Genomic DNA, 26999 nt, shown 5'->3' on the forward strand with positions numbered 1-26999 from the left:
TATGGCCCGCATTGACCTCGTCGATCTCGCCCACTCCTACGGCGGCAATGATGCCCCGCAGGAAACCTTTGCGCTGAAGCCGGTGACCATGACCTGGCGGCAGGGCGGCGCTTATGCGCTGCTCGGACCAAGCGGCTGCGGCAAGACCACGCTGCTCAACGTCATCTCCGGCATCATCACGCCGTCGCGGGGGAAAATCCTGTTTGACGGCCAGGACATCACACCTCTGTCAACCCAGAAGCGCAACATCGCCCAGGTGTTCCAGTTCCCGGTGATCTACGACACCATGACAGTGGGGCAGAAACTGGCGTTTCCGTTGAAGAATCGCGGTGTGCCGAAGGCCGAGATCGACAAGCGCGTCGCAGAGATCGGCCGCCTGCTCGACCTCGAGCCCCATCTGAACCGCAAGGCAACCCGGCTGACCGCCGACGCCAAGCAGAAAATCTCGCTCGGCCGCGGCCTCGTCCGCTCCGATGTTGCCGCCGTGCTGTTCGACGAGCCGCTGACGGTGATCGATCCCGAGCTGAAATGGCAGCTCCGCTCCAAGCTGAAGGCACTGCATCGCGAGCTCGACCTCACGATGATCTACGTCACCCACGACCAGACCGAGGCGCTGACCTTCGCCGACACCGTCGTCGTCATGCATGACGGCCGCGTGGTGCAGAGCGGCACGCCGGCCGAGCTGTTCGACAAGCCGGCGCACACCTTCGTCGGCTACTTCATCGGCTCGCCCGGCATGAACATCCTGCCGGCGGAAGTGAAGGGACGCGAGGCGCGGATCGACGGCCATGTCATTGCGCTGAACCGCAGCTACGACAATCTTCCCGCAGGCGCCAAGATCGAGATCGGCGTGCGTCCGGAGTTCGTCGAGGTCGTCGCGCCCGCGCCCGGCCTGCTCACTGCCAGGATCGAGCGCATCGACGATCTCGGCCGCATTCGCTTCGCGCGCGCGCGTCTGGGCGATGCCAAGCTCGCGGCACGGGCACCGGCTGGCTTCACCAGCTCCGACGGTACCGCCGGGCTGAAATTCGATCCGGCGCACATCCACGTCTATGCCGACAGCCTTCTGGTGGAAGGAGCCGCCTGATGGACAAGACCATCAACCAAAAAGCCTGGTTCCTGGTGCTGCCGGTGTTCCTGGTCGTCGCCTTCTCGGCGGTACTGCCGCTGATGACGGTGGTGAACTATTCGATGCAGGACACCTTCGGCAACAACCAGTTCTTCTGGAACGGCGTCGGCTGGTTCAAGGAATTGCTCGATCCCTCGACCGATCTCGGCGGCCGCTTCCTGGCCTCGCTCGGCCGCAACCTGTTCTTCTCGCTGGTGATCCTTGCGATCGAGGTGCCGCTCGGCATCGTGGTGGCGCTGTCGATGCCGCGTGACGGCTGGACGGTCGCGGCCTGCCTCGTCACCCTCGCGCTGCCGCTGCTGATTCCGTGGAACGTGGTCGGCACGATCTGGCAGATCTTTGGCCGGCCCGACATCGGCCTGCTCGGCTATACGCTCAATGCGATGGGCTTCGACTACAATTACGTGTCCAACGCCGTCGACGCCTGGGTGACGGTCATCGTGATGGACGTCTGGCATTGGACCAGCCTCGTCGCGCTGCTGTGCTATGCCGGCCTGAAATCGATTCCCGAGGCCTATTACCAGGCCGCGCAGATCGACGGCGCCTCGCGCTGGGCCGTGTTCAAGGCGATCCAGTTGCCGAAGATGAACCGCGTGCTGCTGATCGCCGTGCTGCTGCGCTTCATGGACAGCTTCATGATCTACACCGAGCCGTTCGTCGTCACCGGCGGCGGGCCCGGCAACTCGACCACCTTCGTCTCGATCGAGCTCGTCAAGATCGCGCTCGGCCAGTTCGACCTCGGCAAGGCAGCGGCGCTCTCGCTGGTCTACAATCTGATCATCCTGATCGTCTGCTGGATCTTCTACACCGTCATGACCAATGCCGGCAGTGAACGCAAACCCCAGGAAGGAGCGGCGTGATGCACTCGATCCCCGGCCGCCGCCTCATCATGGGGCTGTTCCTGATCTTCCTGCTGTTGCCGATCTACTGGCTCGTCAACATGAGCTTCAAGACCAACGCCGAGATCGTCTCGACGATGACCTTGTGGCCGCACGCGCCGACGCTGCAGCACTACAGGCGCATCTTCACCGATGAGAGCTGGTATTCCGGCTATATCAATTCGCTGGAATACGTCATCCTCAACACCCTCATCTCGATCTCGGTGGCGTTGCCCGCGGCCTATGCGTTCTCGCGCTATCGCTTCCTCGGCGACAAGCACCTGTTCTTCTGGCTGCTGTCGAACCGTATGGCTCCGGCGGCGGTCTATGCGCTGCCGTTCTTCAACCTCTACTCGGCGATCGGCCTGTTCGATACGCCGTGGGCGGTTGCGCTGGCGCACTGCATCTTCAACGTGCCCCTGGCGGTGTGGATCCTCGAAGGCTTCGTCTCCGGCGTGCCGCGCGAGATCGACGAAACCGCCTTCCTCGACGGCTATTCCTTCCCGCGCTTCTTCGTCCGGATTCTGGTGCCGCTGATCGCGAGCGGCATCGGCGTCGCCGCCTTCTTCTGCTTCATGTTCTCCTGGGTCGAGCTGCTGCTGGCGCGGACGCTCACCTCGGTGCAGACCAAGCCAATCGCGGCGATCATGACGCGTACGGTGTCGGCGGCCGGCATGGATTGGGGCCTGCTGGCGGCCGCCGGTGTGCTCACCATCATTCCGGGCGCGCTGGTGATCTGGTTCGTCCGCAACTACATCGCGCGCGGTTTCGCGCTCGGCCGGGTCTAGGAGGTTCTCATGGAATCCATTGCATGGATGGCCTGGACGCTGCCGACGGCGATCTTCTTCGCCGCGCTCGCCTGCACGCTGGCGGTGATGACGTGGCTCGCGTCGGTCTATCCCGAAGCCGAGCGCGTCGGCGTGCTTCGTATTCCGACCACGCGAGGCGACCGGCTGTTCATCTCGCTGATCGCGGCTGCCGTCATCCATTTGGTATGGATCGGCCTGGTCGGTACCAACCCGATCGCCTCGCTGCCTATCGGCGAAGAGGGGATCGAGATTTCGAGCCTGTGGCTCGCAAGTGGAATTTCGCTGGCGACGGCCGTGCTCATTTTTCGCACGGTTTGAAGCTCGCGAAGGGACGGCCAGATCCGGGGTCAACCCGGGCCTGTATAAAAGTTTGTCGCTGCAACGGAGGAACAACATGCGACAGTTTAGGAGAAGGAAAGGTCCATTGACCAAGATTAGCTTTCTGACCGTGTCGAGCGCCGCGGCCATTCTCGCCACCGCGTTCGCAGCCTCGGCGCCGGTTCGCGCCGCCGACGATGCCGCCATCCAGAAGTGGATTGCGGAATTCCAGCCTTCGACCATTTCGAAGGACGACCAGAAGAAGGAGCTGGAGTGGTTCGCGAAGGCCGCCGAGCCTTTCAAGGGCATGGAGATCAACGTCGTCTCCGAGACCATCGCGACCCACGAATACGAGTCGCAGACGCTCGCCAAGGCGTTCTCCGAGCTGACCGGCATCAAGCTCAAGCACGACATCATCCAGGAAGGTGACGTCGTCGAAAAGCTTCAGACCCAGATGCAGTCGGGCAAGAACGTTTATGACGGCTGGATCAACGACTCCGACCTGATCGGCACCCACTTCCGCTACGGCCAGACCATCGCGCTGTCGGACTACATGACCGGCGAAGGCAAGGACGTCACCGATCCCATGCTCGACGTCAACGACTTCATCGGCAAGTCGTTCGGCACCGCGCCCGATGGCAAGCTCTATCAGCTGCCCGACCAGCAGTTCGCGAACCTCTATTGGTTCCGCTACGACTGGTTCACCAACCCTGACTACAAGGCCAAGTTCAAGGCCAAGTATGGCTACGATCTCGGCGTGCCCGTGAACTGGTCGGCGTATGAGGACATCGCCGAGTTCTTCACGAACGACATCAAGGAGATCAACGGCGTCAAGGTCTACGGCCATATGGACTATGGCAAGAAGGACCCGTCGCTCGGCTGGCGTTTCACCGACGCCTGGCTCTCGATGGCGGGTAACGGCGACAAGGGCATTCCGAACGGTCTGCCGGTCGACGAGTGGGGCATCCGCATGGAAGGCTGCCGCCCGGTCGGCTCGTCGATCGAGCGTGGTGGCGACACCAACGGTCCCGCGGCGGTCTACTCGATCACCAAGTACCTCGAGTGGATGAAGAAGTACGCCCCGCCGCAGGCGCAGGGCATGACGTTCTCTGAGTCGGGTCCGGTCCCGGCGCAGGGCAACATCGCCCAGCAGATGTTCTGGTACACCGCCTTCACCGCCGACATGGTGAAGCCGGGCATCGCCGTGATGAACGCGGACGGTACGCCGAAGTGGCGTATGGCTCCGTCGCCGCACGGTTCGTACTGGAAGGAAGGCATGAAGCTCGGCTACCAGGACGCGGGTTCGCTCACGCTTCTGAAGTCGACCCCGGCGGATCGCCGCAAGGCAGCCTGGCTGTATCTCCAGTTCATCGTCTCCAAGACGGTGTCGCTGAAGAAGAGCCATGTCGGTCTCACCTTCATCCGTGAATCCGACATCTGGGACAAGTCGTTCACCGAGCGTGCGCCGAAGCTCGGCGGCCTGATCGAGTTCTACCGCTCGCCCGCGCGCGTGCAGTGGACCCCGACCGGCAACAACGTGCCTGACTATCCGAAGCTCGCCCAGTTGTGGTGGCAGAACATCGGCGATGCGTCGTCCGGTGCGAAGACGCCGCAAGCCGCGATGGATGCTCTTGCCGCCGCGCAGGACTCCGTCATGGAGCGCATCGAGAAGTCGGGCGTGCAGGGTGCCTGCGGTCCGAAGCTGCACAAGAAGGAGTCGGCCGAGTTCTGGTTCGCCAAGGCCCAGAAGGACGGCACGATTGCTCCGCAGCGCAAGCTCGCCAACGAGAAGCCGAAGGGCGAAACGATCGACTACGACACCCTGATCAAGTCGTGGCCGGCCACCCCGCCCAAGCGCGCCTCGCTGCAGTAAGCAACGCCTCATAACGACGAAAGGCCGGGAGCAATCCCGGCCTTTTTGTTTTGCGCCGCTGCTTCCGTAGCGTCAAAGCGCTCGCTCCATATTCTCGGTGTCATCGTCCGCGAAGGCGGACGATCCAGTATCCCGGAGGCAGGAGTGGGATACGGAGAAGCCGCGGCGTACTGGATTCCCCGCTTTCGCGGGGAATGACAGCGGTGGCGTGGAGGAGTGACTCCCGCGACCCATGCGGTCCGTCACGCGCACCCCCGCTTGACTCTCTGTCACGCCGAATTCATGATCAGCATAATCCGATTGAAGTAATCGTATTTCGATTACTTTGCGAAAGCCGCTTGGGCCAGGGTTGGCCCGTTCCGGAGGCCGGTAGATGGCATTGATCGAGGCGTTCAAGCAGTTGCTGGGCGACACGGCCGTGCTGACCCGCGAGGAGGATCTCGCTGGCCTGACCGAGGATTGGCGCGGCCGTTTTCACGCGCCGGCGCTCTGTGCGGTGCTGCCCTCGACCACGGAGCAGGTTGCTTCCATCGTCCGCCTCTGCCTCGCGCATGGGACGCCGGTGCTGCCGCAGGGCGGCAACACCAGCCTGTGCGGTGGCGCGACACCATCGGAGCAGGGCAAGCCGCCGGTCATCGTCGCGCTGACGCGCATGCGCCGCATCCGTTCGCTCGATCCCGTCAACAACACCATGGTGGTCGATGCCGGTTGTGTGCTCGCGACCATTCAGGAGACCGCTGCCGCCGCCGGCCGGCTCTATCCGGTCAGCCTCGGCGCCGAAGGGTCGTGCCAGATCGGCGGCAATATCGGCACCAATGCCGGCGGCACCGGCGTGCTGCGCTACGGCAATACGCGCGATAATGTGCTCGGCCTGGAGGTCGTCCTGCCGGACGGGTCGGTCTGGGACGGCCTCTACGCGCTGCGCAAGAACAACACCGGCTACGACCTCAAGCATCTCTTCATCGGCTCGGAAGGGACGCTCGGCATCATCACCGGTGCGGTGCTGAAATTGCATCCCCTGCCGACGGCAGAGGCCGTCGCCTGGCTCGCAGTCGATGGTCCGCAACAGGCGCTTGAGGTGCTCGGCCTGTTCCAGGCCGCCTGCAATTCGCGGCTGTCCGCATTCGAGCTGATGAATGCGAAGCAGATCCAGCTCGTGCTGGAGCAGGTGCCGGGCCGGCGCTGTCCGGTCGCCGAGATCGACACCTGGCACGTTCTCGTCGAATTGTCCGATACCGGCGATGCCGCGAAGCTCGCCGCCACGATGCAGACGGTGCTCGAGCAGGCGCTCGAGGCCGGGCTCGTCAGCGACGGCGTCGTCGCATCGAGCGAGGCACAGCGCAAGGCGATGTGGCTGGTGCGGCACAGCGTGTCGGAAGCCAACAAGAAGGCCGGCGTCGGTCTGACCTCGGACACTGCGGTTCCGGTCTCGACCGTGCCAGCCTTCATCGACCAGGCGATGGCGGCCGTGCGCGCGATCGTGCCGGATCTCCCGTTCATCGTCGTCGGCCACATGGGCGACGGCAACATCCATCTCATCCCTTTCTTCAGCTTCGCCGAATGGGATGCGCTGCCGGAGCGCGACGCCACCGCGCAGAAGATCCGTCGCGCCATGAACGATGTCGCCAGCTCCCTGCGCGGCACCTTCAGCGCCGAGCACGGCGTTGGTCGCACGCTGACCGGCGAGATGACCCGCTACAAGCCGCCTGTCGAGCTCGCCTTGATGCGCGCGGTCAAACAGGCATTCGACCCGCTTGGCCTCTTCAATCCTGGTCGCGTTCTGCCGCCGTCATCGGCGACCGGGGCGGCCGCCGCTTCGCCGACCATCGCAACATCGCTAGAGAGGGGACTGACATGACCAACGCACCGAAGATCATCACTTCCCGCCGTCGCTTGCTGCTCGGAGCAGGGGCCGGCGCCGTCGCGCTCGCCGCACCGTCCGTCTGGTCGCCGTCCCGCGCCGCGGGCAAGCGCATCGTCGTGCGTGACGATGGCGGCATCTACACCAAGGCTTACGGCGCCGTTTATTACCGTCCCTTCACCGAGGCGACGGGGATCGAGGTGGTCGGCGTGCAGGCCAATGCCGAGCCGGTCGCGCAGATCAAGACCATGGTCGATACCAAGAACTACAGCTGGGACATGGCCAAGATCTCCTGGCCCGCGATCCAGATCCTGACCACCGGCGGCAAGCAATATCTCGAGAAGCACGGCCTCGAATCCGAGCCGGTGATCAAGTCGATCCCGGCTGAATACGCCTCGCCCTACGGCGTCGCCACCAACGTCTACACCACCGTGCTCGCTTATCGCACCGACGCCTTCAAGGGCCGCAAGGCACCGCAGTCCTGGGCCGATTTCTGGAACGTGGCGGATTTCCCCGCACGCCGCTCGGTGCGCAAGCATCCGTTCGACACGATCGAGGAAGCACTGATGGGCGCCGGTGCGCCAACCGCGCAGGTCTATCCGTGCGATCTCGACAAGGCCTTCGCGTCGCTCGACAAGATCAAGTCGCAGGTCGCGGTGTGGTGGACCAGCGGTGCACAGGTCGAGCAGATGCTGACCTCGGGCGAGATCGACATGCTCCCGACCTGGGTGTCGCGCGCGCAGTCGGCGCAGGCGGCCGGCGCGCCCGTCGAGATCGTCTGGAACCAGGGCGTCTGGGGCGCCGACAATTGGTCGATCCTCGCCGGCACGCCGAACGCCGATGCCTGCCGCGAGTTCATCAAGTTCGCCTCCGATCCGAAGCGCATGGCTGCGCTGGTCGAATATTTCCCCGCCGGCCTCACGCAGCCGGAAGCCTTCAACTACGTCAAACCGGATGTCGCCAAGAACTGCCCGACCTATCCGGACAACATCAAGGCCGGGCTGAAGATCGATGCGAAGTACTGGTACGACAACCAGGCCGCCGTCATCGAGCGCTTCAACAGCTGGATCCTGGCTTGATCGGCAAGGGAGGCGCCAACGGATCGGAGCGGCCCATGGTTTCGTCGAGCCTGCGCATTCACGAGCTGTGCAAGCGCTATGGCGACTTCGTCGCGCTGGCGCCGACCAGCCTCAATGTCGCCAAGGGCGAATTCCTGACCCTGCTCGGTCCGTCCGGATCGGGCAAGACGACGCTGCTCAGCCTGATCGCGGGTCTCGCCCATCCCGACCAGGGGAGGATCCTGATCGACGACGCCGACGTTACCCACAGCCCGGCCTATGAGCGTGACATCGGCGTCGTGTTCCAGAACTACGCGCTGTTCCCGCACATGACGATCGAGGAGAATATCGCGTTTCCCCTGAAGATGCGGAAGGTGACCGACGCCGAAGCGCGCAGGCGAACGGCGGAGGCGCTGGAGACGGTGCGGTTGGCGCACGTCGCAAAACGTTATCCGCGCGAACTGTCCGGCGGCCAGCAGCAGCGCATCGCGCTGGCGCGCTGCATCGTCTACCGTCCGGCGATCATCCTGATGGACGAACCGCTCGGCGCGCTCGACAAGAAGTTGCGCGACCAGATGCAGCTCGAGATCAAGCGCATCCATCGCGAGCTCGGCACCACGATCGTCTACGTCACCCATGACCAGGAAGAGGCGATGACCATGTCGGATCGCATCTGCCTGATGAACGCCGGTGCGATCGAGCAGCTCGGAACGCCCCAGGATCTCTACTTCCGGCCGCGCTCGGTGTTCGTCGCCGACTTCCTCGGCGAGTCCAACCTGCTCAGCGCGACGGTGCGCGGCGTCGACGGTGATGGGCTCGACATCGTCCTGGCCGCGCAGGCCGCGCCGTCGCGCGCGGTCGGCAATGGCTCTCGTTTCGCAGCGGGGGAGGCGATCAAGGTGATGGTGCGTCCCCAGAACCTCGTGGTGGGCGAGGCGGGCGGCCAGCTCTCCGGCCGGCTCGTGGACGTGATGATCAGCGGCAGCCTGACGCGGCTCTATATCGCGCCGGAGACGGCGGGTCTGCCGCAGCTCGTCGCCGCGCATCCGACCCGCAGCGGCTCGGCGCCTTACGAAATCGGGCAGTTGCTGTCGCTTGGATGGCATGCGGCGGATGCCGTTGCGATCTGCGACGGGAAGGGGATCTGAGCTTGGCCGGTCTGCGCGCGATACAGCGAAATCTGGCCCTGACGCGGGTCGCGATGGGCGCGCCGCTGGTCCTGCTGCTCGTGTTGTTCCTGATCTATCCCGTCGGCCAGCTGTTGCTGCTCAGCATCTATGGCGATGCCGGCTTCACGCTGGCGCAATACCGCCAGCTCTTTGCCTCGTCCGTGTATCTCGACGTTCTCCTGATCACGCTGAAGATCTCGCTGGTCACCACGCTGGTCTGCGTCGTCACCGGTTATCCGATCGCCTATCTGATCTCGATCGTCGACAAGGAGCGCAAGGCGACGCTGCTGTTCTGGGTGCTGCTGTCGTTCTGGACCAGCTTCCTGGTCCGCGCTTTCGCCTGGATCGTTCTGCTCGGCCGCAACGGCGTCATCAACAAGCTGCTGGTCTCACTCGGCATCATTTCGAGCCCCGCGAGCCTGCTCTACAATTTCGGGAGTGTGCTCGTCGGCATGGTCAATGCGCTGTTACCGCTCGCGGTGCTGACCATGCTCTCGGTGATGGAGAACATCGATCGTACCCTGCCGCGCGCGGCCGCTACGCTCGGGGCGCGGCCGGGCATGGCGTTCTGGAAGATCTATTTTCCGCTGTCGCTGCCCGGCGTCGCCGCAGCGGGGATCATGGTGTTCGTCACCGCGATCGGCTTCTTCATCGTGCCCGCGCTGCTCGGCGGCCGCCGCGAGACCATGATCACGCAGCTCATCATCGACCAGGTCCAGCAGACCATGAACTGGGGCTTTGCGGGCGCGATCTCGGTGCTGCTGCTGGTCGTGGTCCTCGTCGTCTTTGCCGCCTATGACAGGCTTCTCGGTCTGTCGACCATGACCGGCGCATCCGCACCGCGCAATGCGGCACCGTCGCGTTTGTCGGGCCCGCTTCAGAAGGCCGGCGATGCGCTCCTCAATTTGCTCGGTGTGATTTCCGACCGCATCATCCTGATGATGCCGTCACGCCGTCGCGACCGCAATCCCGATCGGGCGGGTTTCGGCTTGCAGGTCTTCGTCTGGACCATGCTGCTCATCATCAGCGCACCGACCCTGCTGATGATCCCGCTGTCGTTCGGCAGCGGCGGCCTCAACTGGCCGCCGCAGGGTTTTACCCTGCATTGGTACGAGACGGTGCTGAACTCGCCGGTCTGGACCCAGGCGCTGCTGCGCTCGCTCCTGGTCGGCATCGGCACCGGATTGCTTGCCATGCTGATCGGAACGCCTGCCGCGTTCCTGCTGGTGCGCAGCGAAATTCCCGGCAAGGCGGCGTGGCTCGCCTTCATCCTGTCGCCGATCGTGGTGCCGCGCATGATCATCGCCGTCGGCTTGTTCTATGTCTTCGCGCGCATGGGCCTCGTCGGCAGCGCCGTCGGCCTCATTCTCGGGCACACCGTCGTGGCGGTCCCCTATGTGGTCATGACCATGATGGCGGTGCTGCGCAACTACGACACGCGGCTCGACCATGCCGCGCAGAGCCTCGGGGCACGCCCGATCGCGACGCTGCGTTACGTCACCTTTCCGATCCTCGCCGCGGGCATGATGTCGTCGTTCCTGTTCGCCTTCGCGACTTCGTTCGATGAGCTCACCATCGCGCTGTTTGCGACAGGCGGCCTGAACGCGACGCTGCCAAAGCAGTTCTGGGACGAGGTGACGCTTCAGGTCTCGCCCGCGATCGCCGCCGTCTCGACCTGCCTGTTCGTTTTCATGGGGCTCCTGATCTTCGTTGCCGAACGCCTGCGCCGGCGTGCCGCCGCGAGATAGCCTCTCCGCATTCAAACCAAGGGCTCACACCATGCTCACTGCCAATCGTCTCCGCGGCCTGTTCCCGGCCATTCCGACCCCGGTCAAGGCCGACGACACCATCGATGCCGCCGCGGTCGCGGCCATGTTCGCCTGGCTCAACAAGCAGGGCATCGATGGCGTCGTGCCGCTCGGCGGCACCGGCGAGTACGGCGCGGTCGCACGCGCCGAGCGCATCAAGATGGCCGGCCTGTCGGTGAAGGCGATGGCGGGCAAGGGGCCGGTCATCGCCGGCGTGCTCGACACGGGCTTCCACGACGCCTTGCAGGCGGGCAAGGAATTTGCTGCCGAGGGCGTGGACGGCCTGCTGGTACTTACGCCATATTACACCAATCCGACTCAGGTCGGCATTCGCGATTATTTCATGCGCTATGCCGACGCCTCGCCCGTGCCCGTCCTGATCTACGAGATTCCCTACCGCACCCGGATCGCGATCGAGCCCAAGATCCTGCATGAGCTGTCAAGGCATCCCAACATCATCGGCATGAAAGCCTGTAATCTCGACATGTACCATTTCCTCCAGGTCGTGGCCGGTGTCGACGAGAGCTTTGCGGTGCTGAGCGGCGAGGATAGCCTGTTCCCGCTGCATCTCGCGGCGGGCGCCAAGGGCGGCATCATCGTCACGGCGTGCCTGCTGCCGCGTGCCTGGCGCCAGATTTTCGAGACGGCGACGGCAGGCAGGACGGCGGAGGCCTTGAGCCTGCATCGCCGCCTGATCCCGCTGATGAACATGGCGTTCGCCGAGACCAATCCGGGACCGATGAAAGCGGTGATGGATCTCGTTGGCGTCGAGGCGCCGCGCATGCTCGCGCCGCTGGTGCAGCCGGCGCCGGCGTTGGTCACCTTGCTCCGCGCCGAGCTCGGCCGGCAACTGGCGATTTCGGAGGGCATCGGGTGAGAGGACGACGGCATGGCGCGTAGCAGCCGCGAGGACGGCACCCGGCCTGCGAAGGCGGCCAAGGCCCGCAGCTCAGGGAAGACCGAGCGAAAGAGCGCGGAGCCGGAGCGCTCGTCCCTGTTCGTCGGCTCGACCGAGAAGGCGTTCCAGGTCTTGCATGCCTTCGACGGCCCGCAGCGCCACATGACGCTCGCTGACATCGCGCGCGCGGCCGATCTCGACCGCAGCGCCACCCAGCGCCTGGTCTACACGCTCGAGACGCTCGGCTATCTCAAGCGGATCGAGGGCACGCGCAATTACGGGCTGACCTCGAAGGTGCTCCAGTTCTCGCACAGCTATCTCAAGGCCAACGATCTGATCGACCGGGCATCGCCCTATCTGCTCGAGATCAGCCGCTCTCTCGGGGAGACGACCAACCTGCACGAACTGGACGGTCATGAGGTCGTCTTCGTGGCTCGCTTTCCGGGCGCGCATCTCATCAACATCGATATCGTGATCGGCAGCCGGCTGCCGACCTTCTTCACGGCGTCGGGCACGGCGATCCTGTCGGCGTTGCCGGAGGAGGAGCGTCTCGCGCTGCTCGAACGTACGTCGCTCGTGCCGCTGACGCCGTTCACCCTGACCGACCCGAAGGCGTTGCTGGAGCGTGTTCGCGTCGCCGCGCGGCGCGGCTATGCCGTCATCATGAACGAGACCGTGATGGGCGACATCTCGGTCGCGGCTCCCATCATCGACGAGCACGGGCGGGCGGTTGCCGCGATCAATATTTCGGTGCCGACGACGCGCTGGACCAAGGAGCGTGCCGAGGCCGAGCTGGCGCAGCACGTCCACGTCGCCGCCACCTCGATCTCCAAGTCGAAGTTCAACCGCTACGCGGCCTGAGCCGGCTGCGGACAACAAAAAAGGCCGGGAGCGATCCCGGCCTTTTTGTTCTTGGCGTCCCGCAAGGGCTTTCCGCAATGGCGGAGGATGCAGCCTTACTTCGCCGCGGCCAGCGCCGGGTAGTCCGTGTACCCCTTGGCGCCGCCCCCGTAGAACGTGTTCTTGTCCCAATCGTTCAGCGCTGCACCCGACTTCAGCCGTTCGACCAGGTCGGGGTTGGAGATGAACGGCTTGCCGAAGGCGATCAGGTCTGCCGCGTTCGCGTCGAGCACCTTGGTCGCGAGATCGAAATCGTAGCCGTTGTTGGCGATGTAGGCGCCCGAGAAGCGCTTGCGCAAGCTCGCATAGTCGAACGGTGCGAAATCGCGCGGGCCGCCGGTGGCGCCTTCGACGACGTGGAGATAGACGAGCTTCAGCGCGCTGAGGCCGTCGGTGATGTGATCGAACAGCGCCTGCGGATTGGAATCCACGATGTCATTGGCCGGCGTCACCGGCGAGATGCGGATGCCGGTGCGGTCGGCGCCGGCTTCCGCCACGACGGCCTTGGACACTTCAAGCATCAGCTTGGCGCGGTTCTCGATGGAGCCGCCATAGGCGTCGGTACGCTTGTTGGCGCCGTCCTTGGCGAACTGGTCGAGCAGATAGCCGTTGGCGCCGTGGATCTCGACGCCGTCGAAACCGGCCTCCAGCGCGTTCTTCGTGGCGCGCTTGAAGTCGTCGATGATTCCCGGAATTTCGGAGAGCTCGAGCGCGCGGGGCTCGGAGACGTCGGCGAAGGTGCCGTTCACGAAAGTCTTGCCCTTGGCGCGGATCGCGCTCGGCGCCACCGGGGCTGCGCCGCCCGCCTGGAGGTCGACATGCGAGATGCGGCCGACATGCCAGAGCTGGATGAAGATCTTGCCGCCGTTCTCATGCACCTTGTCGGTGACCTTGCGCCAGCCCGCGACCTGGTCCTTCGAATAGATGCCGGGAGTGTCCTGGTAACCCTGGCCCTGCTGCGAGATCTGGCTCGCTTCGGTGATCAGCAGGCCCGCGGAAGCGCGCTGGCCGTAATAGTCGGCCGCAAGCGGGCCGGGGACGAAGGTGCCGGGCGCGGCGCGATTGCGCGTCAGCGGCGCCATCACGAAGCGGTTGGCCAGCGTAATCGGGCCTAGCTTATAGGTATCAAACAATTTGGTCGGACGGCTCATTGGGTGCTTCCAGGAGTTGAGAGGTCCGGAACACTTGTGCATTGCGACAATCAGCGCAAGGGACGAGCCATACGGAAAGTGCAGGCGAGCTGCGCGGCAGGCCCCGCGCAGCATATTTCATGCGCAATTTCGGCCGCGGCAGCGGGATTCCACCGCCACGGCCGCGCGGATCGCCCAAATTAGTTCGCGCCGAGGAAATCGCGCTTGCCGATCTCGACGCCATTGTGACGCATGATGCCGTGAGCGGTGGTGGCGTGGAAATAGAAGTTCGGCAGCGAGACCGCGCTGAAGAACTGCTGGCCCTTGAGCGTCATGGTCCGGTCCGGGCCTGCCGGGAAGGTCACGTCCTTGGCGTCGGCGCCTTCGAACTGCTCCGGCTTGTACGATTTCACGTAGTCGATCGTCTTGGCGAGCCGCTGCTTCAGCTCCTCGAACGTCTTTTCCGTGTCGGGCATCGAGGGCACCTCGCTATGGGTCAGCCTGGCGCAGCCCTTGGCGGCGAAATCGCTGGCGAGCTGGATCTGCTTCGACAACGGCAGCATGTCCGGGAAGAGGCGCGAGCCGAGCAGGACGCTCGGGTCGATCTTTTTGGCCGCGCAATGCGCCTCAGCCTTGGTGAGCAGGCCGCTCAGGCTGTTCAGCATTTGCAGATACGCGGGGACGACGGCGTCGTAGAAGGACATGTGATGCTCGCTTCAATGGTGGGAGATTCTCAGGAGAAAACCTGAGCCACTCACATGGGAGCGTCATGGAATAATACAATCGCCGATGTCGCTTGTGCAGTGCGAAAATTCTACCGCACTGTTGCCTGGGGCTGCGCCTGGGCCGTGCCGCCGCGCATCCGGGCGAGAAGCTCCGCTGTCGGCCAGGAATCGGCCGGCAGGCCGTATTTGATCTGCATCGCCTTCACGGCGGCGCGGCTCTGCTGGCCCAGCACGCCGTCGACCTTGCCGACATTGAAGCCGGCCTGGACCAGCAATTGCTGCAATTGCTTGAGCTCGTTGAACGGCAGTTGCGCGACCTGTCCGGCCGGTCTGCGCATGGGGGCCGCGCCCGCAATGCGCGAGGCGAGATAGCCTGCGGTGGTCGAATAGATCAGCGAGTTATTCCATTCGGTGTACGCCGCGAAATTCGCATACGCCATGAAGGCCGGCCCGTTGCGTCCCATCGGCAGCAGCACGGACGCCGCGAGATTGTCGTTCGGCAGCGGCCGGCCGTCGGGATAGGTGACGCCGAACTGCGCCCACTTCGAGCGCGGCAGCTGCACGCTGAGGTCGGTCTGATCCCACGGCAGGCTCGAGGGTACCTTGATCTCTTCCAGCCACGGCTCGCCGCGCCGCCACTTCAAGCCGTTGGCGATGTAGTTCGCAGTCGAGCCGATCACGTCATCCTCGCTGCGCAGGAGGTCGCGCCGCCCGTCGCCGTCATAATCGACGGCGTAGTTGACGTAATGCGTCGGCAAGAACTGCGTCTGGCCGAGCTCGCCGGCCCAGGAGCCGATCATCTCGTCGGGCGTGAGATCGCCGCGGTCGATCACCTTCAGCGCGGCGATGGTCTCGTTGACGAACATCTCCGAGCGGCGGCAATCATAGGCCAGCGACACCAGCGATTTCAGCGTCGGCAGATTGCCCATGTTGACGCCGAAATCGCTCTCCAGGCCCCAAAACGCGGCGATCACCGCCGGCGGCACGCCGTATTCCTTCTCGGCGCGCGCGAACGCGGCCGCGTGTTGCTTGATGTGCTGCTGACCGTTCTGCATGCGATAGGGCGCGGCCATGCGGCCGGCAAATTCGGTGAAGAGCTGGCCGAACACGCGCTGGCCGCGGTCGCGATTGACGATGCCCTGGTCGTAGACGAGGTAGGGCGAAGCCTCCGATATCGTTCGCTGCGACACGCCGGCGGCGACGGCCTGCTGTTTCACGTCGGCGAGGAAGCGATCGAAGTTTTGCCCATTGTGGCACGACGCCGCGCGCGGCGACGGCGCCGTGGCCTTCGGCGCGGCGGGCTTCGCGGGCGGCGGCACGAACTGGGCGGAGGCGGGAAGGGAGAGCGCGAACAGAGCGGCGGCCGCGATCGCAAATCGGGTCTGGACCATAGGGGTTCCGGCGGGGGAGGGGCAGGCGTGGATTCGGCCGAAGTCTAGGTGAAGTGACGGCCTCGGGCCATCCTTTCCATGCCATGCGGGGCTGCGGAATGCGAGTTAGCCAAACAGTCGCATCAGCAGCGCTTTTCCGACCGGGAGCGCACGGACGCCGCGATAGGCCCGCACATACTCGCCGGCGTAGAACGCCCGGATCGCGTGCACGCGCGTATCCATGCCCTCCTCGAACCGGACCGCGAATCCATCCGTGGTGCGCCGGACCACGATCGCGGCGATCGACCGGCCGTAGATGCGGCATTCGATCGTGCTGCCGGGGCGCGGCGGATCGGGATCGATCAGCCGCGCACCGGTGATGGAGATGTCGGCGAGCCGCGCCAGGTGCGACCTGCCGTCCTGGCGCAGCAGCACGGCCTCGTTGCGATCGAAACGCTCCGCCTTGCGCTTGCGCGGCTGCTCGATGCAGACGAAGCAGACCACGGCGAGGATGAAGGCGTTGTAGAGGCTCCAGGCCAGTGCCAGTCCGCCATAGGCGATGTTCTCGCCGCGCAGATGCAGGATGAAGGCATAGGCAATGGCCGCGAGCGTAATGACGAGCGCACTGCCATAGAGCCGCAGCAGCGGCCATTCGACAAATCGCCTGTCGCGGTCGCCACCCTTCGCCGTAACCTTGAACTTGTGTCCCTTCGGCTTCAGCAACCCGGCCGCCACGGCCTTGAGCACGGCAGGCGCGGCGATCAGTTGCGACACATCCGTCATCATCGCGAGCGAACGGCCGCGCGACAGCCAGGCCATGGTGAGGCTGTGCCAGACATAGAACGGTAGAAAAAAGCGCAACAGCTCGGTCAGGTCAGCCTGCACCGCCTTGATGCCGAACAGCAGGAACAGCCAGGGCACGATGAGGCCCGCGACTTTCGACGTGTAGACCGCGGACCAGCTCATGAAGGCGTCGACCAGCGAGAGCCGGTCGACGAAGGCGAGTTTTGACGTCTGCGAAAACGGTCCGCTGCGGCCGCGGATGATCTGCATGAAGCCGAGGCACCAGCGGGCGCGCTGGGTGATGTATTCCTTCAGTCCCTCCGGCGCGAGCCCGATCGTGAGCCGCTCGTTCAGATAGATCGTGGTGAGGCCGTATTCCTTCAGGCGCAGCGTGACGAGATAGTCTTCCGTGACGGAGTCGGTCGGAAACCCGCCGATCCGCACCAGCCCCTCGTAGCGAATGAGGGACGAGGTCCCGCAGCAGAAGGCGACGCCCCAGGCGTCCTTTGCCGGCATCAGGATGTCGAAGAAGAAGCGCTGCTCGTCGGGCCAGACGTCGGTCGCGGCGAGGTTGGTCTGGATCGGGTCGGGATTGATGAAGTGCTGCGGCGTCTGCACCACGCCGACCGAAGGATCGTCCATCAACGAGATGGTGCGGGCGAGGAAGTCGGGCCGCGGCACGAAATCCGCGTCGAGAATGGCGACGAAATCCGGCCGCTCCGGCAGCGCGCCGACATGCCTGAGGGCATGATTGATGTTGCCGGCCTTGGCATGGTGGTTGTCGGGTCGTGTGAGATATTCGCAGCCGAGTTCGCCGGCAAGCCGCCGCAGCCACGGCCGCCGGCCGTCGTCGAGCACCCAGACGCGGTAATGGCCGTACTCCATGCCGGTCGCGCCGATGATGGTGCGTTCGAGGATCGATCGCTCCTCGTTGTAGGTGCAGATGAAGACGTCGATCAGCGGCGCGTGCGGATCTTTGGCGCGGGCGTCGATCTTGGCCGCTTTGGTGCGGTCGATGGTCCGGCTCAGGAACAGCAGCGACAGCGCAACCGCGACCAGCGACATCGCCTCCAGCAGCATGAAGGGATAGCCGATGATCGCATCCGCCGTCAGATGCGGCGGCGGCAGCGTCGACGTGATGCGCCAGGAGAGATAGCGAAGCAGGAAAACGAGCGACACGATGGCGAGAAACGAGCGCGCCATCGTGCTGTCGCGCCTGAGCAGCGGCACGATCGCCATGAAAGCGCCGAGCGTGATCAGGCCGGGCGTCAGTGCCGGCATCACGACGCGGTCTCGGGTCGATTGAACACGACGCGGCCGGTGCGTCCGACGGTGCAGGCGTGTGACGCTGCATCGCGCGGCGCCACGGTGACGCGATAGGGCTCCTTGCTCAGTGCATCCGGATTGATGGCAAGATTGGCGGGCGCACCGGCCGCGCCGGTCAGGTTGACCACGGTGCCCGAGATCGGTGCGCCGTCATCGTTCGGCTCGAAGGTGGCGCTGTCGCCGAGCTGCAGGCGGTTGTAGACGCTCTCGGTGACATTGGCGGTGATGACGGCGCCGCTGCAATCGAGCACCTTGAGCAGCGGCTGGCCGGCCTGCACGTCCTCACCCGGCGAGGTCATCATCTCCCAGACGCGGCCTGCGACGGGTGTCGTGATGTTGGCCTCGGAGAGATCGGCGAAGCGAACTTCCTCGACGATGATCTCGTTGGCAAGCCATGCGATCTCGGTGTCGGTGCGTGCGAGATCGGCATCGAGGTCGCCGGCACGCTGGCGCATCTCCTCCTCGCGCTGCACCGAGCTCGGCCGGTCGTTATAGCTGTCGCCGAGGAACGAGCCGTTCTGTGCCGCGGTCAGCTCGACCTTGGCCGCATCCAGCCGCTTGCGTGCACCGAGCTCGGTCTGCTGCGACACCGAAAGCTCGCGCGTCAGCCGTGCCAGCTCGACGGTCGAGACATTGCCGGATTTCGCCAGCGAGGACGCACGCTCGACCGCGGCACTGGCTTCGTCCCGCCGCGCCGCCGCGGCCTCGATCGAAGTCTGGATCTCGGCGATGCGGGCCTCCAACTGGAGCACGCGTCCGTCGCGGAATTGCGCGGCCTGCCGCGCCAGATCCTTTTGCGCTGATTGTGCCGAGGCCAGCTTGGCGGCGAGGCTCGGCCGCTCGTTCTCCAGGCGTGATTTCTGCCGGCGCAGATCGTCGAGCCGGGTGCGATCGCCGCGCGAATTGACGACGCGCAGGACGACGGTTCCGGCGTCCAGCTTGGCCTGGTCGGTGACGTGCTGGGCCGCCGACACGCGTCCGCCGATCGGCGCGCGCAGCGTGACGATGCGGGAGTTCAGCACAGCTTCGACGCTCGAATTTTCCCAGACCGCGCGCAGCGGCAGCCAGCCGAACACGGCAATGATGGCGAGCCCGATCGCGATCTTGGCGCCGCGCCGCAGATGCGGCCAGCGGCGTGTCGGTTCCTGTGACGTCTGCGCATCGGGCGCATGGCCGGCCTCGTCATTGGCGAACAGCTGCTCGTGCAGCGCGTCCTGTAATCCCTTTGCGTCAGTCTTGGTGTCCTGGGAGGAAGCAGCGGATCCTGGGTCGACGGAAGCGGCGCGTGAGCGGTCTGCCATGACAGTCACCTTGCGGGCGGGAGGCCAACGGAACCGGTCAATGCGCAAGGGCCGCGCAGCGTGCCCGGTGACCGCGGATTAAGCCAATGCTGCGCTTTCCAGGTCGCTAAGCGTCCGCGCGCGTTTTTGCGCAAATCCCGGTCAAGGTTTAGCGACGTGTGAAAGCCTGGCGGCAACGCAGATGAATCTGCGGCCGGGCGACGCACGAACCTTGCAGCAGCCCGCCGCAGTCTTACTTGCGGGAGGCCGGCCAGAGGTTTTGCCCGCGGCCGCTTCGGGAGACGGCCATGAACTACCTGCGTACCGCAATGCTTCTCGCAGGCCTCACCGCCCTGTTCATGGGCGTGGGCTATCTGATCGGCGGCGCCACCGGCGCGATGATCGCGCTCGTGATTGCGGCGGCGACCAACCTCTTCACCTATTGGAACTCCGATCGCGCGGTGCTCTCGATGTACGGCGCGCACGAGGTCGACCGTCACAGCGCGCCGGAACTCGTCGGGCTCGTTGCGGAGCTTGCGGGCCGCGCGGGCCTGCCGATGCCGCGCGTGTTCGTGATGGACGAGGCGCAGCCCAACGCCTTCGCGACCGGTCGCAATCCCGAGAATGCCGCCGTCGCCGTCACCGTCGGCCTGATGAACCAGCTCAGCCGCGAGGAGCTCGCCGGCGTGATCGCGCACGAGCTCGCGCATATCAAGAATCACGACACGCTGCTGATGACGATCACCGCCACCATCGCCGGCGCCATCTCCATGCTGGCGCAGTTCGGCATGTTCTTCGGCGGCAACCGCGACAACAACGGCCCCGGCATCGTCGGCTCGATCCTGATGATGATCCTGGCGCCGCTCGGTGCCATGCTGGTGCAGATGGCGATCAGTCGCACGCGCGAATATGCCGCCGACAATCTCGGCGCGCGCATCGCGGGCCAGCCGATGTGGCTGGCCTCGGCGCTGGTGAAGATCGAGGGCGCCGCGCATCAGGTGCCGAACTATGATGCCGAGCGAAATCCCGCGACCGCGCACATGTTCATCATCAACCCGCTGTCGGGACATGGCGTCGACAATCTTTTCGCCACCCATCCCTCAACGCAGAACCGCATCGCGGCGCTCCAGCAACTTGCGGCCGAGCTCGGCTCGCAAGCCGCGCCGTCGGTCGGCGCCAACGAGAACTATCCGTCGCAGGGCCCGTGGGGCCGTTCGTCTTCACGTGGTCCTTCATCTGGTCCCTCTCGTGGTCCCTGGGGCTGATGCGAAACAGGCCGATTCCGGCTGAGTTTGTGACCTGGCGCACACAGGGCAGGCCCGGCCGGTGTTAACACCTGATCGAGAGTGTTCCTTCGAAAGGGGATGCGTGGCCGGCTCGCCGCCGGTCACCGTCGAAGATGACCAGAGCTGCCGTGCCATTGTTGATCGTCCTGGGCGTGGCCATTGGCCTGTCCACGCATACGGTCGTGAATTGCGGCGATGAGGACGAGCCCGATATCTGCTCGGCCGTGATCGGCTTCTCGCCGTTTCGTGGCTCCCTGATCGCCTTTGCCTATGAGGGGCGCGGGCGGATCGCGCTGCGCCACGGCGACAACGGCCGGGCGATCGCCGATTTCAACGAAGCCATCCACCTCAATCCCAACCGCGCCTCGCTCTATCGCGACCGCGCGCAGGCGTACCGTCGGAACGGCGATCTGGGCCTTGCGATTGCCGATTTTGACGAGGCCATCGCGCTCGATCCCAAGCCGGCGGTGCCCTATCACGAGCGCGGCCTCGCGCTCGCCGCCAAGGGCGATCTCGACCGCGCGATTTTGAGCTACAGCACCGCCGTCCGCCTCGATCCAACGGATGCACAGGCCCGCCTCGATCGCGGCCTTGCGTTCCTCGCCCGCGGCCAGGCCGACGATGCCCGCGCGGATTTCGAAGCCGCCGTTGCGTTGCCGCCCGGCAAGGACAGCCGCACACGCGACGCCGCGCGCGCCAAACTCGCCGAGCTTGCCCACGCCGAGCCGACCCAGGTCTCGACACCGCGGCGGTGAAATTCCGGCGTTTCCTCTCTTTCCCTCTCCCCTTGCGGGAGAGGGTGGCTCGCCGCGGAGCGGCGAGACGGGTGAGGGGTATCTCTCAGAGGACGAGCTCTCTCGGTAGAGTTCGCGGAAGCAACCCCTCATCCGGCGCCAAAGCCGAAGCTCAGCTTCGGCGTTCCTGAGAACGGCGGCCGAAGGCCGCCTATGCCACCTTCTCCCGCAAGGGGAGAAGGAGGAATGCGCGCCTACTTCGCTTTCTTGGCCTTCTTCGCCTTCGCGGCCTTCTTCGCCGGCTTGTCCTTGGCAGGCTTGTCCTTGGCCGGCTTCTCGGCCTTCACCTCGATGGGCGTGCTGGCGGCCAGCCGCATGGCGCGGGCGTAGCTGTCGGCGACGTTGTCGGCGGACATCTGCAGGCGCCTGGCGGCGGCGGTGGCCTGTTCCATGGTGGCCTTGGCCATCATCTTGAAGCGGGCGCCGGTCTCCTTGCCCTTGGCCTTGGCCGCAAGGCCGCTGAAGCGATCCCGCCGCTCCTTGGCGCGGGTCATCAGGCCCGTCTGCAGCTGTCTGGCCAGTTGCCGGATCACGACATCCAGGTCGGCGTCCGCCATGTCTTCTATCCTCTTCGAAACAGTCCCAATCGATGCGGCGGGACTATGCAGATCGGGCCCCGCCTTGGCAATTGCCGCCCGGGCGTCATCCGCAGCTTCCGTTACCCAAAACAGAAAAGCCGCGCATGTCGCGCGGCTTTTGGCATTGGCTTGGCGCGAGGTGCGCCGTGTCGGCCTTACTTGAGCGAGGCGACCGGGCCGGCCGACGCCGCTGCCGGATCGGGGTCGAAGCCGAACACGCCGACCAGATATTTGTAATAGTCCGGCATCTTCTCCTTGAGCGCTTCGCGGGTCTTGGGATCGTGGAATTCGCTCTTGCCGGCCAGGAAGATGCTGGCGGTCACCGCAAAGAACTCCATGTGGTTCTTCAGCGCATAGGCTTCCTTGGGCAGGAAATCCTTGGACTTGGCATAGGCGTAATAGCTGATCACGCCCTTGTTGGCGTAACCGTCCGGCAAGAGCCGCGCGTGATAGGCGTGCAGCATCTCGTGGAGCAGCACCGCCTCTTTCTCGTAACGCATCATGTCCGGCCGGACCATGATCACGCCGAGCCCGGAATCGACCGCGAGGTCGACGGCGTTCGGATTGGTCCAGCGCTGCTTGTCGTGGTCCCACACCGTCAGCGTCCGCGGGGTGGTGCGCTGGATGTCCGGCGTGACCCGGCCGTAGCACGCGGTCGCGGCGCCTTCGTCGAGGCAGGCCAGCTCGCTTGCGATGATCGGGACGGTTCGGAAGAAGCGCAGCACGCGCGGGGAGAACCCGGCGCCTTCGACGACGTCGATCTGCTGCTTCAGATTCTCGGTGAGCTTGTCGACGTCCTTGCGATCGGCATTCTCCGACACGTCGAACATGTAGCCGCGGTAGCTCTGGAAGCCGGGCGGCAGCGCCTTCGCGGCATCGGCGGACGCGACGTCGAGCGAGCCGGCGTTGGACGGATGGGCGAAGAGCGCGCCGACAATGGTCGCGGTCAGCAGCAACGCAATGCGCATGATGAACCCCCTGATGTCACTTCACGCGGCAGGATAGGCTGCCGTTGTTTGCGAAAAGTGAGTGAGGCGAGACTAAGGCCGCGATGTTGAGGCGTGCTTAATCGTTGGTTGCAGATCGCGGGAGGAGATTAGGGCAGGGTTAACCAAGCCGTAGATCGGCCGCGCGCTTCGGCGTAACATGCCGCCGGGCACCATGCCCCACATCACGAGCCGGAAGGGAGGATGCCATGTATGCCGCCATCCGTCAGGCCAAGGCCAAGAGCGGAAGCGCCGAAGAGCTGGCGCGCCGCATCAAGGACGGCGCCGTTCCGATCATCAGCGACGTCGACGGCTTCAGGGCCTACTACGTCGTCTATGCCGGCGACGACACGGTGACCGCGATCTCCATCTTCGACAAGTTCGAGCAGGCCGAGGAAGCGAACAGGCGCGCGATCGCCTGGATCGAAAAGGATCTTGGCTCGCTGTTGGCAGGGCATGCGAGTGCCGCGGCGGGGCCGGTGATCGTGCATACGCTGGCGTAGGGATTGGACGCGAGATCTCTCCGCGGGTCGTCCCGGCGAAGGCCGGGACCCATACCGCGTGATCTATCGGTGAATGGTGGTCGTCGTACCAAAGGACGTACAACGACGACGTCTCATCAAACTATGCCCTGTGGTTATGGGTCCCGGCCTTCGCCGGGACGACACCGAGGGGTAGTGCGGGTGTGTCGCCTAACGCCGAGCTCCTCACAACTCCCGCGCATTCGAGAACGCGAAACTCGACACCCGTCGCGTCGTCTCGTCCAAGATCAGCGTACGCGTGATCGGCGGCTCGGCGCGCTGGGCGCAGTTTTCGCGCTCGCAGAGCCGGCAGTTGACGCCGATCGGCGTGCCTTCCGTCTTCTCCAGATCCATGCCGGCTGCGTAGGTCAGGCGCGCGGCATGGCGGATCTCGCAGCCGAGGCCGATGGCGAAGCGCGGCTGCGGCAGCGGGTGCGGCGCCACCGGCCGGCGCACCATTTGCGCGATCGAGAAATAGCGCGTGCCGTCGGAGAGCTCGATCACCTGCTTCAGCAGGCGATCGGGCGTGTCGAAGGTCGAGTGCACGTTCCATAAGGGACAGGTGCCGCCGAATTTCGAGAACGGGAAGGTGCCCGAGGAAAAGCGCTTCGAGACGTTGCCGGCATTGTCGACGCGCAACAGGAAGAACGGAATGCCGCGCGCGTTCGGCCGTTGCAGCGTGGTGAGGCGATGGCAAACCTGCTCGAAGCCGGAATTGAAGCGCTGCGCCAGCACGTGGATGTCGTAGTTGAGCGCTTCGGCGGCCGCGAGGAAGGCCGGGTAGGGCATCATCACCGCTGCTGCAAAATAATTGCCGAGCGTGATGCGGAACAGCCGACGCGGCGCGTCGTCGAGTGGACCGGCGCGGCCGATGATGGTTTCAAGCGCCTGCGCGCATTCACCCAAGCCCAGCTGGAAGGCGAGCTGGAAGGCGCGGCCGGGCGGATCGACCAGTTCCGAGATCAGGAGCTGGCGGCGGTGGCGGTCGAAACGGCGCAGCGTCTCGCGCATCACGTCGACCGGCATGATCCGGGTCTGAATCGAATGCTTTTCGCGCAGGCGCGCCGCGAGCGCCGCATAGAGCCCTTCGGCCGGCACGTCCAATTCGTCCCGCAGGTTTTCCGCCGCCTGCTCCAGCTCCGGGAAATAATTGCGATTGGCCTCGATCAGTTCGCGCACGCGCTCGACCGGATTGGCCTCGTAGCGCGTGCCGACGTCGCGGTCGGCCATCTGGGCTGCCGCCAGCGTCTCGCCCTGGCGTGCCTCGGCATAGGCTGCGTAGAGCCGTTGCAGCGCATGGGTGACGCCGGGACAGAGCTCGGCGAGGTCGCGCAGCTCCTGCTTGGGAACGTCGATCTGGCGGAACAGCGGATCGGAGAAGATCTCGTTCAGCTCGGCGAAGAAGCGGTCCTCGTCTGCGGTGGCGAGGTCGCGCAGATCGAGGTCGTAGGTTTCGGCGAGCCGCAGCAGGATCTGCGCCGTCACCGGCCGCTGGTTTCGCTCGATCAGATTGACATAGCTCGGCGAGATCCCGAGCCCCTCTGCGATCTGGGTCTGGGACAGTCCCAATTGCTGCCGGATGCGCCGGAAGCGCGGGCCGACGAACAGCTTTTTCCCGGACACAGCGGGCATTTTCAGGCCTCCAGGCGTATTAAGGGCAGACAGGCTGACCTATATTTTTACAAGATTTACAAAATAACATCTATTACATGTTCTGATGTTACATGACATCACCATTCGAATTCAAGGCCTCTGTACGAACTTCTCTTTCTCGCGTTTATCTCATGACACGCATTTCGCAATGCATTGTCAAAAATGTCGATGACATCGCCGGTCGCTTTGTCATCCGTCGAAAGGGATAAGGCACATGAACTACCAGCCCCGTGGCATCACCACCTTCCAGGGCCCGGCCTCGTATCAGAACGAAGTCGAGGCGGCCCAGGCGCTCCTCAAGACCCAGCCGACCTGGAACGGGGTGTCGGCCGAGGCCGTCGCGCGCATGCGCCTGCAGAACCGCTTCAAGACCGGTCTGGACGTCGCCCGCTACACCGCGGCGCTGATGCGGGCTGACATGGCGGCCTATGACAAGGATCCGACCAAGTACACCCAGTCGCTCGGCTGCTGGCACGGCTTCATCGCCCAGCAGAAGCTGATCTCGGTCAAGAAGCATTTTGGCGGCAAGACCGATCGCACTTATCTGTACCTGTCCGGCTGGATGATCGCGGCGCTGCGCTCCGAATTCGGACCGCTGCCCGACCAGTCGATGCACGAGAAGACCTCGGTGCCGGCGCTGATCGAGGAGCTCTACACGTTCCTCCGTCAGGCGGATTCCCGTGAGCTCAACGACATCTTCCGTTTGCTCGACAAGGCGCGCAAGGAAGGAGACAAGACCCGTGAGCAGGAGTTGATCGCGAGGATCGACAACTTCCAGACCCACGTCGTGCCCGTCATCGCCGACATCGACGCCGGCTTCGGCAACGCCGAGGCGACCTATCTGCTCGCCAAGAAGATGATCGAGGCGGGCGCCTGCGCGCTCCAGATCGAGAACCAGGTCTCCGACGAGAAGCAGTGCGGTCACCAGGACGGCAAGGTCACCGTGCCGCACGAGGTGTTCATCGCGAAGATCCGCGCCTGCCGCCACGCCTTCCTCGAGCTCGGCGTCGAGGACGGCGTCATCGTCACCCGCACCGACTCGCTCGGCGCCGGTCTCACGCAGCAGATCGCCGTCAGCCACAAGCCGGGCGACATCGGCGATCAGTACAACAGCTTCCTCGATTGCGAGGAAATCACCGCTGAGAACGCCCGCAATGGCGACGTCATCATCAACCGCAATGGCAAGATGATGCGCCCGAAGCGGCTGCCCTCGAATCTCTACCAGTTCCGTCCCGGCACGGGCGAAGATCGCTGCGTGCTCGACAGCATCACCTCGCTGCAGAATGGTGCTGACCTGCTCTGGATCGAGACCGAGAAGCCGCATATCGAGCAGATCGCCAAGATGGTCGACCGTATCCGCGAGGTCATCCCGAACGCGAAGCTCGCCTACAACAACTCGCCCTCGTTCAACTGGACCATCAACTTCCGTCAGCAGGTCTACGATGCGATGAAGGAAGCCGGCAAGGACGTCAGCAAGTACAGCCGCGCCGAACTGATGAAGCCGGAATACGACGATACGCCGCTGGCGATCGAGGCCGACGAGCGCATCCGCACCTTCCAGGCGGATTCGGCCAAGCGTGCCGGCATCTTCCACCACCTGATCACGCTGCCGACCTATCACACGGCCGCGCTGTCCACCGACAACCTCGCCCGCGAGTATTTCGGCGATCAGGGCATGCTCGGCTACGTCAAGAACGTGCAGCGCCAGGAGATCCGTCAGGGCATCGCCTGCGCCAAGCACCAGAACATGGCCGGCTCCGATATCGGCGACGACCACAAGGAATACTTCGCGGGTGAAGCTGCCCTCAAGGCGGGCGGTGCCCACAACACGATGAACCAGTTCGGCTAACGCCACGCAACAGGAGA

The 26999-nt window shown here is 64.7% G+C and carries 23 protein-coding genes; 15 read left to right on the plus strand and 8 right to left on the minus strand.

The genetic code is table 11. From position 1 onward, the window contains the following. Position 1 precedes the first annotated feature (1 nt). From NLM31_RS11405 to NLM31_RS11455, 11 genes are all read left to right on the plus strand, one after another. A complete protein-coding gene (locus NLM31_RS11405; protein WP_254192255.1) occupies positions 2–1087 on the plus strand; it encodes an ABC transporter ATP-binding protein in 1086 nt (361 codons plus the stop codon). Next, positions 1087–1989 carry a carbohydrate ABC transporter permease gene (locus NLM31_RS11410; protein WP_254129263.1) on the plus strand — a complete coding sequence of 301 codons (903 nt, stop codon included), beginning with the start codon at positions 1087–1089 and terminating at the stop codon, positions 1987–1989. Before NLM31_RS11405 ends, NLM31_RS11410 begins: the two co-directional genes overlap by 1 nt. Next, positions 1989–2795: a carbohydrate ABC transporter permease gene (locus NLM31_RS11415; protein ID WP_254192256.1), complete on the plus strand. Its 807-nt coding sequence runs from the start codon at positions 1989–1991 to the stop codon at positions 2793–2795. The genes NLM31_RS11410 and NLM31_RS11415 overlap by 1 nt, the downstream gene beginning before the upstream one ends. Positions 2796–2804: 9 nt before the next feature. Beyond that, positions 2805–3134 carry a DUF2160 domain-containing protein gene (locus tag NLM31_RS11420; RefSeq protein ID WP_254129264.1) on the plus strand — a complete coding sequence of 110 codons (330 nt, stop codon included), beginning with the start codon at positions 2805–2807 and terminating at the stop codon, positions 3132–3134. Positions 3135–3210: 76 nt separating this feature from the next. Next, positions 3211–5007 (plus strand): ABC transporter substrate-binding protein, encoded by a 1797-nt coding sequence (locus NLM31_RS11425; protein ID WP_212297500.1) that lies wholly within the window; start codon positions 3211–3213, stop codon positions 5005–5007. A gap of 373 nt (positions 5008–5380) precedes the next feature. Next, complete coding sequence (locus tag NLM31_RS11430; RefSeq protein WP_254192257.1) at positions 5381–6865, plus strand: FAD-binding oxidoreductase; 1485 nt, start codon at positions 5381–5383, stop codon at positions 6863–6865. Then, complete coding sequence (locus NLM31_RS11435; protein WP_254192258.1) at positions 6862–7947, plus strand: ABC transporter substrate-binding protein; 1086 nt, start codon at positions 6862–6864, stop codon at positions 7945–7947. The genes NLM31_RS11430 and NLM31_RS11435 overlap by 4 nt, the downstream gene beginning before the upstream one ends. Positions 7948–7982: 35 nt before the next feature. After that, the gene (locus NLM31_RS11440; RefSeq protein ID WP_254192259.1) at positions 7983–9074 is read left to right on the plus strand and encodes an ABC transporter ATP-binding protein; all 1092 of its coding nucleotides are present in this window, start codon (positions 7983–7985) and stop codon (positions 9072–9074) included. 2 nt (positions 9075–9076) lie between these two features. Continuing rightward, positions 9077–10843, plus strand: coding sequence for an ABC transporter permease subunit (locus NLM31_RS11445; RefSeq protein ID WP_254192260.1), 1767 nt, complete (start codon positions 9077–9079; stop codon positions 10841–10843). Positions 10844–10874: 31 nt separating this feature from the next. After that, the gene (gene dapA, locus NLM31_RS11450) at positions 10875–11780 is read left to right on the plus strand and encodes a 4-hydroxy-tetrahydrodipicolinate synthase (RefSeq protein ID WP_254192261.1); all 906 of its coding nucleotides are present in this window, start codon (positions 10875–10877) and stop codon (positions 11778–11780) included. A 12-nt stretch (positions 11781–11792) separates the two neighbouring features. After that, the gene (locus NLM31_RS11455; protein WP_254192262.1) at positions 11793–12662 is read left to right on the plus strand and encodes an IclR family transcriptional regulator; all 870 of its coding nucleotides are present in this window, start codon (positions 11793–11795) and stop codon (positions 12660–12662) included. Between the two features lie 95 nt (positions 12663–12757). Here the strand turns inward: NLM31_RS11455 and NLM31_RS11460 are convergent, their stop codons facing one another. The 5 genes from NLM31_RS11460 to NLM31_RS11480 form a co-directional block, all read right to left on the minus strand. After that, positions 12758–13852, minus strand: coding sequence for an alkene reductase (locus tag NLM31_RS11460; RefSeq protein ID WP_254192263.1), 1095 nt, complete (start codon positions 13850–13852; stop codon positions 12758–12760). Between the two features lie 179 nt (positions 13853–14031). After that, positions 14032–14535: a DUF1993 family protein gene (locus NLM31_RS11465; RefSeq protein WP_254129272.1), complete on the minus strand. Its 504-nt coding sequence runs from the start codon at positions 14533–14535 to the stop codon at positions 14032–14034. A gap of 110 nt (positions 14536–14645) precedes the next feature. After that, complete coding sequence (locus tag NLM31_RS11470) at positions 14646–15947, minus strand: lytic murein transglycosylase (RefSeq protein WP_254192264.1); 1302 nt, start codon at positions 15945–15947, stop codon at positions 14646–14648. Between the two features lie 105 nt (positions 15948–16052). Next, the gene (locus NLM31_RS11475) at positions 16053–17990 is read right to left on the minus strand and encodes a glycosyltransferase (RefSeq protein WP_254192265.1); all 1938 of its coding nucleotides are present in this window, start codon (positions 17988–17990) and stop codon (positions 16053–16055) included. Beyond that, on the minus strand, positions 17990–19336 hold the full coding sequence (locus tag NLM31_RS11480) for an HlyD family secretion protein (RefSeq protein WP_254192266.1): 1347 nt from the start codon (positions 19334–19336) through the stop codon (positions 17990–17992). The genes NLM31_RS11475 and NLM31_RS11480 overlap by 1 nt, the downstream gene beginning before the upstream one ends. Positions 19337–19623: 287 nt before the next feature. On the opposite strand from NLM31_RS11480, the gene htpX reads away from it, so the two are divergent. Both htpX and NLM31_RS11490 read left to right on the plus strand, forming a co-directional pair. Beyond that, positions 19624–20580 carry a zinc metalloprotease HtpX gene (gene htpX, locus NLM31_RS11485; protein WP_254192267.1) on the plus strand — a complete coding sequence of 319 codons (957 nt, stop codon included), beginning with the start codon at positions 19624–19626 and terminating at the stop codon, positions 20578–20580. A gap of 134 nt (positions 20581–20714) precedes the next feature. Beyond that, a complete protein-coding gene (locus NLM31_RS11490; RefSeq protein ID WP_254192268.1) occupies positions 20715–21356 on the plus strand; it encodes a tetratricopeptide repeat protein in 642 nt (213 codons plus the stop codon). 233 nt (positions 21357–21589) lie between these two features. Here the strand turns inward: NLM31_RS11490 and NLM31_RS11495 are convergent, their stop codons facing one another. Next, on the minus strand, positions 21590–21952 hold the full coding sequence (locus NLM31_RS11495) for a hypothetical protein (protein ID WP_254192269.1): 363 nt from the start codon (positions 21950–21952) through the stop codon (positions 21590–21592). Positions 21953–22128: 176 nt separating this feature from the next. Next, positions 22129–22941, minus strand: a complete 813-nt coding sequence (locus NLM31_RS11500) for a hypothetical protein (protein ID WP_254129279.1) — start codon at positions 22939–22941, stop codon at positions 22129–22131. Between the two features lie 227 nt (positions 22942–23168). On the opposite strand from NLM31_RS11500, the gene NLM31_RS11505 reads away from it, so the two are divergent. Continuing rightward, the gene (locus NLM31_RS11505) at positions 23169–23462 is read left to right on the plus strand and encodes an antibiotic biosynthesis monooxygenase (RefSeq protein WP_045005289.1); all 294 of its coding nucleotides are present in this window, start codon (positions 23169–23171) and stop codon (positions 23460–23462) included. Positions 23463–23666: 204 nt separating this feature from the next. Here the strand turns inward: NLM31_RS11505 and NLM31_RS11510 are convergent, their stop codons facing one another. Continuing rightward, positions 23667–25112 carry a short-chain fatty acyl-CoA regulator family protein gene (locus NLM31_RS11510; protein ID WP_254192270.1) on the minus strand — a complete coding sequence of 482 codons (1446 nt, stop codon included), beginning with the start codon at positions 25110–25112 and terminating at the stop codon, positions 23667–23669. A 235-nt stretch (positions 25113–25347) separates the two neighbouring features. On the opposite strand from NLM31_RS11510, the gene NLM31_RS11515 reads away from it, so the two are divergent. Further along, positions 25348–26982, plus strand: a complete 1635-nt coding sequence (locus tag NLM31_RS11515; protein ID WP_254192271.1) for an isocitrate lyase — start codon at positions 25348–25350, stop codon at positions 26980–26982. The last annotated feature ends 17 nt before the right edge of the window (positions 26983–26999 follow it).

The organism is Bradyrhizobium sp. CCGUVB4N (assembly GCF_024199945.1).
Taxonomy (GTDB): Bacteria; Pseudomonadota; Alphaproteobacteria; order Rhizobiales; family Xanthobacteraceae; genus Bradyrhizobium.

Coding starts and splice junctions, on each gene's coding strand:
- NLM31_RS11405 (WP_254192255.1), top strand. CDS start 2: ATGGCCCGCATTGACCTCGTCGATCTCGCCCACTCCTACGGCGGCAAT.
- NLM31_RS11410 (WP_254129263.1), top strand. CDS start 1,087: ATGGACAAGACCATCAACCAAAAAGCCTGGTTCCTGGTGCTGCCGGTG.
- NLM31_RS11415 (WP_254192256.1), top strand. CDS start 1,989: ATGCACTCGATCCCCGGCCGCCGCCTCATCATGGGGCTGTTCCTGATC.
- NLM31_RS11420 (WP_254129264.1), top strand. CDS start 2,805: ATGGAATCCATTGCATGGATGGCCTGGACGCTGCCGACGGCGATCTTC.
- NLM31_RS11425 (WP_212297500.1), top strand. CDS start 3,211: ATGCGACAGTTTAGGAGAAGGAAAGGTCCATTGACCAAGATTAGCTTT.
- NLM31_RS11430 (WP_254192257.1), top strand. CDS start 5,381: ATGGCATTGATCGAGGCGTTCAAGCAGTTGCTGGGCGACACGGCCGTG.
- NLM31_RS11435 (WP_254192258.1), top strand. CDS start 6,862: ATGACCAACGCACCGAAGATCATCACTTCCCGCCGTCGCTTGCTGCTC.
- NLM31_RS11440 (WP_254192259.1), top strand. CDS start 7,983: ATGGTTTCGTCGAGCCTGCGCATTCACGAGCTGTGCAAGCGCTATGGC.
- dapA (WP_254192261.1), top strand. CDS start 10,875: ATGCTCACTGCCAATCGTCTCCGCGGCCTGTTCCCGGCCATTCCGACC.
- NLM31_RS11455 (WP_254192262.1), top strand. CDS start 11,793: ATGGCGCGTAGCAGCCGCGAGGACGGCACCCGGCCTGCGAAGGCGGCC.
- NLM31_RS11460 (WP_254192263.1), bottom strand. CDS start 13,852: ATGAGCCGTCCGACCAAATTGTTTGATACCTATAAGCTAGGCCCGATT.
- NLM31_RS11465 (WP_254129272.1), bottom strand. CDS start 14,535: ATGTCCTTCTACGACGCCGTCGTCCCCGCGTATCTGCAAATGCTGAAC.
- NLM31_RS11470 (WP_254192264.1), bottom strand. CDS start 15,947: ATGGTCCAGACCCGATTTGCGATCGCGGCCGCCGCTCTGTTCGCGCTC.
- NLM31_RS11475 (WP_254192265.1), bottom strand. CDS start 17,990: ATGCCGGCACTGACGCCCGGCCTGATCACGCTCGGCGCTTTCATGGCG.
- NLM31_RS11480 (WP_254192266.1), bottom strand. CDS start 19,336: ATGGCAGACCGCTCACGCGCCGCTTCCGTCGACCCAGGATCCGCTGCT.
- htpX (WP_254192267.1), top strand. CDS start 19,624: ATGAACTACCTGCGTACCGCAATGCTTCTCGCAGGCCTCACCGCCCTG.
- NLM31_RS11490 (WP_254192268.1), top strand. CDS start 20,715: ATGACCAGAGCTGCCGTGCCATTGTTGATCGTCCTGGGCGTGGCCATT.
- NLM31_RS11495 (WP_254192269.1), bottom strand. CDS start 21,952: ATGGCGGACGCCGACCTGGATGTCGTGATCCGGCAACTGGCCAGACAG.
- NLM31_RS11500 (WP_254129279.1), bottom strand. CDS start 22,941: ATGCGCATTGCGTTGCTGCTGACCGCGACCATTGTCGGCGCGCTCTTC.
- NLM31_RS11505 (WP_045005289.1), top strand. CDS start 23,169: ATGTATGCCGCCATCCGTCAGGCCAAGGCCAAGAGCGGAAGCGCCGAA.
- NLM31_RS11510 (WP_254192270.1), bottom strand. CDS start 25,112: ATGCCCGCTGTGTCCGGGAAAAAGCTGTTCGTCGGCCCGCGCTTCCGG.
- NLM31_RS11515 (WP_254192271.1), top strand. CDS start 25,348: ATGAACTACCAGCCCCGTGGCATCACCACCTTCCAGGGCCCGGCCTCG.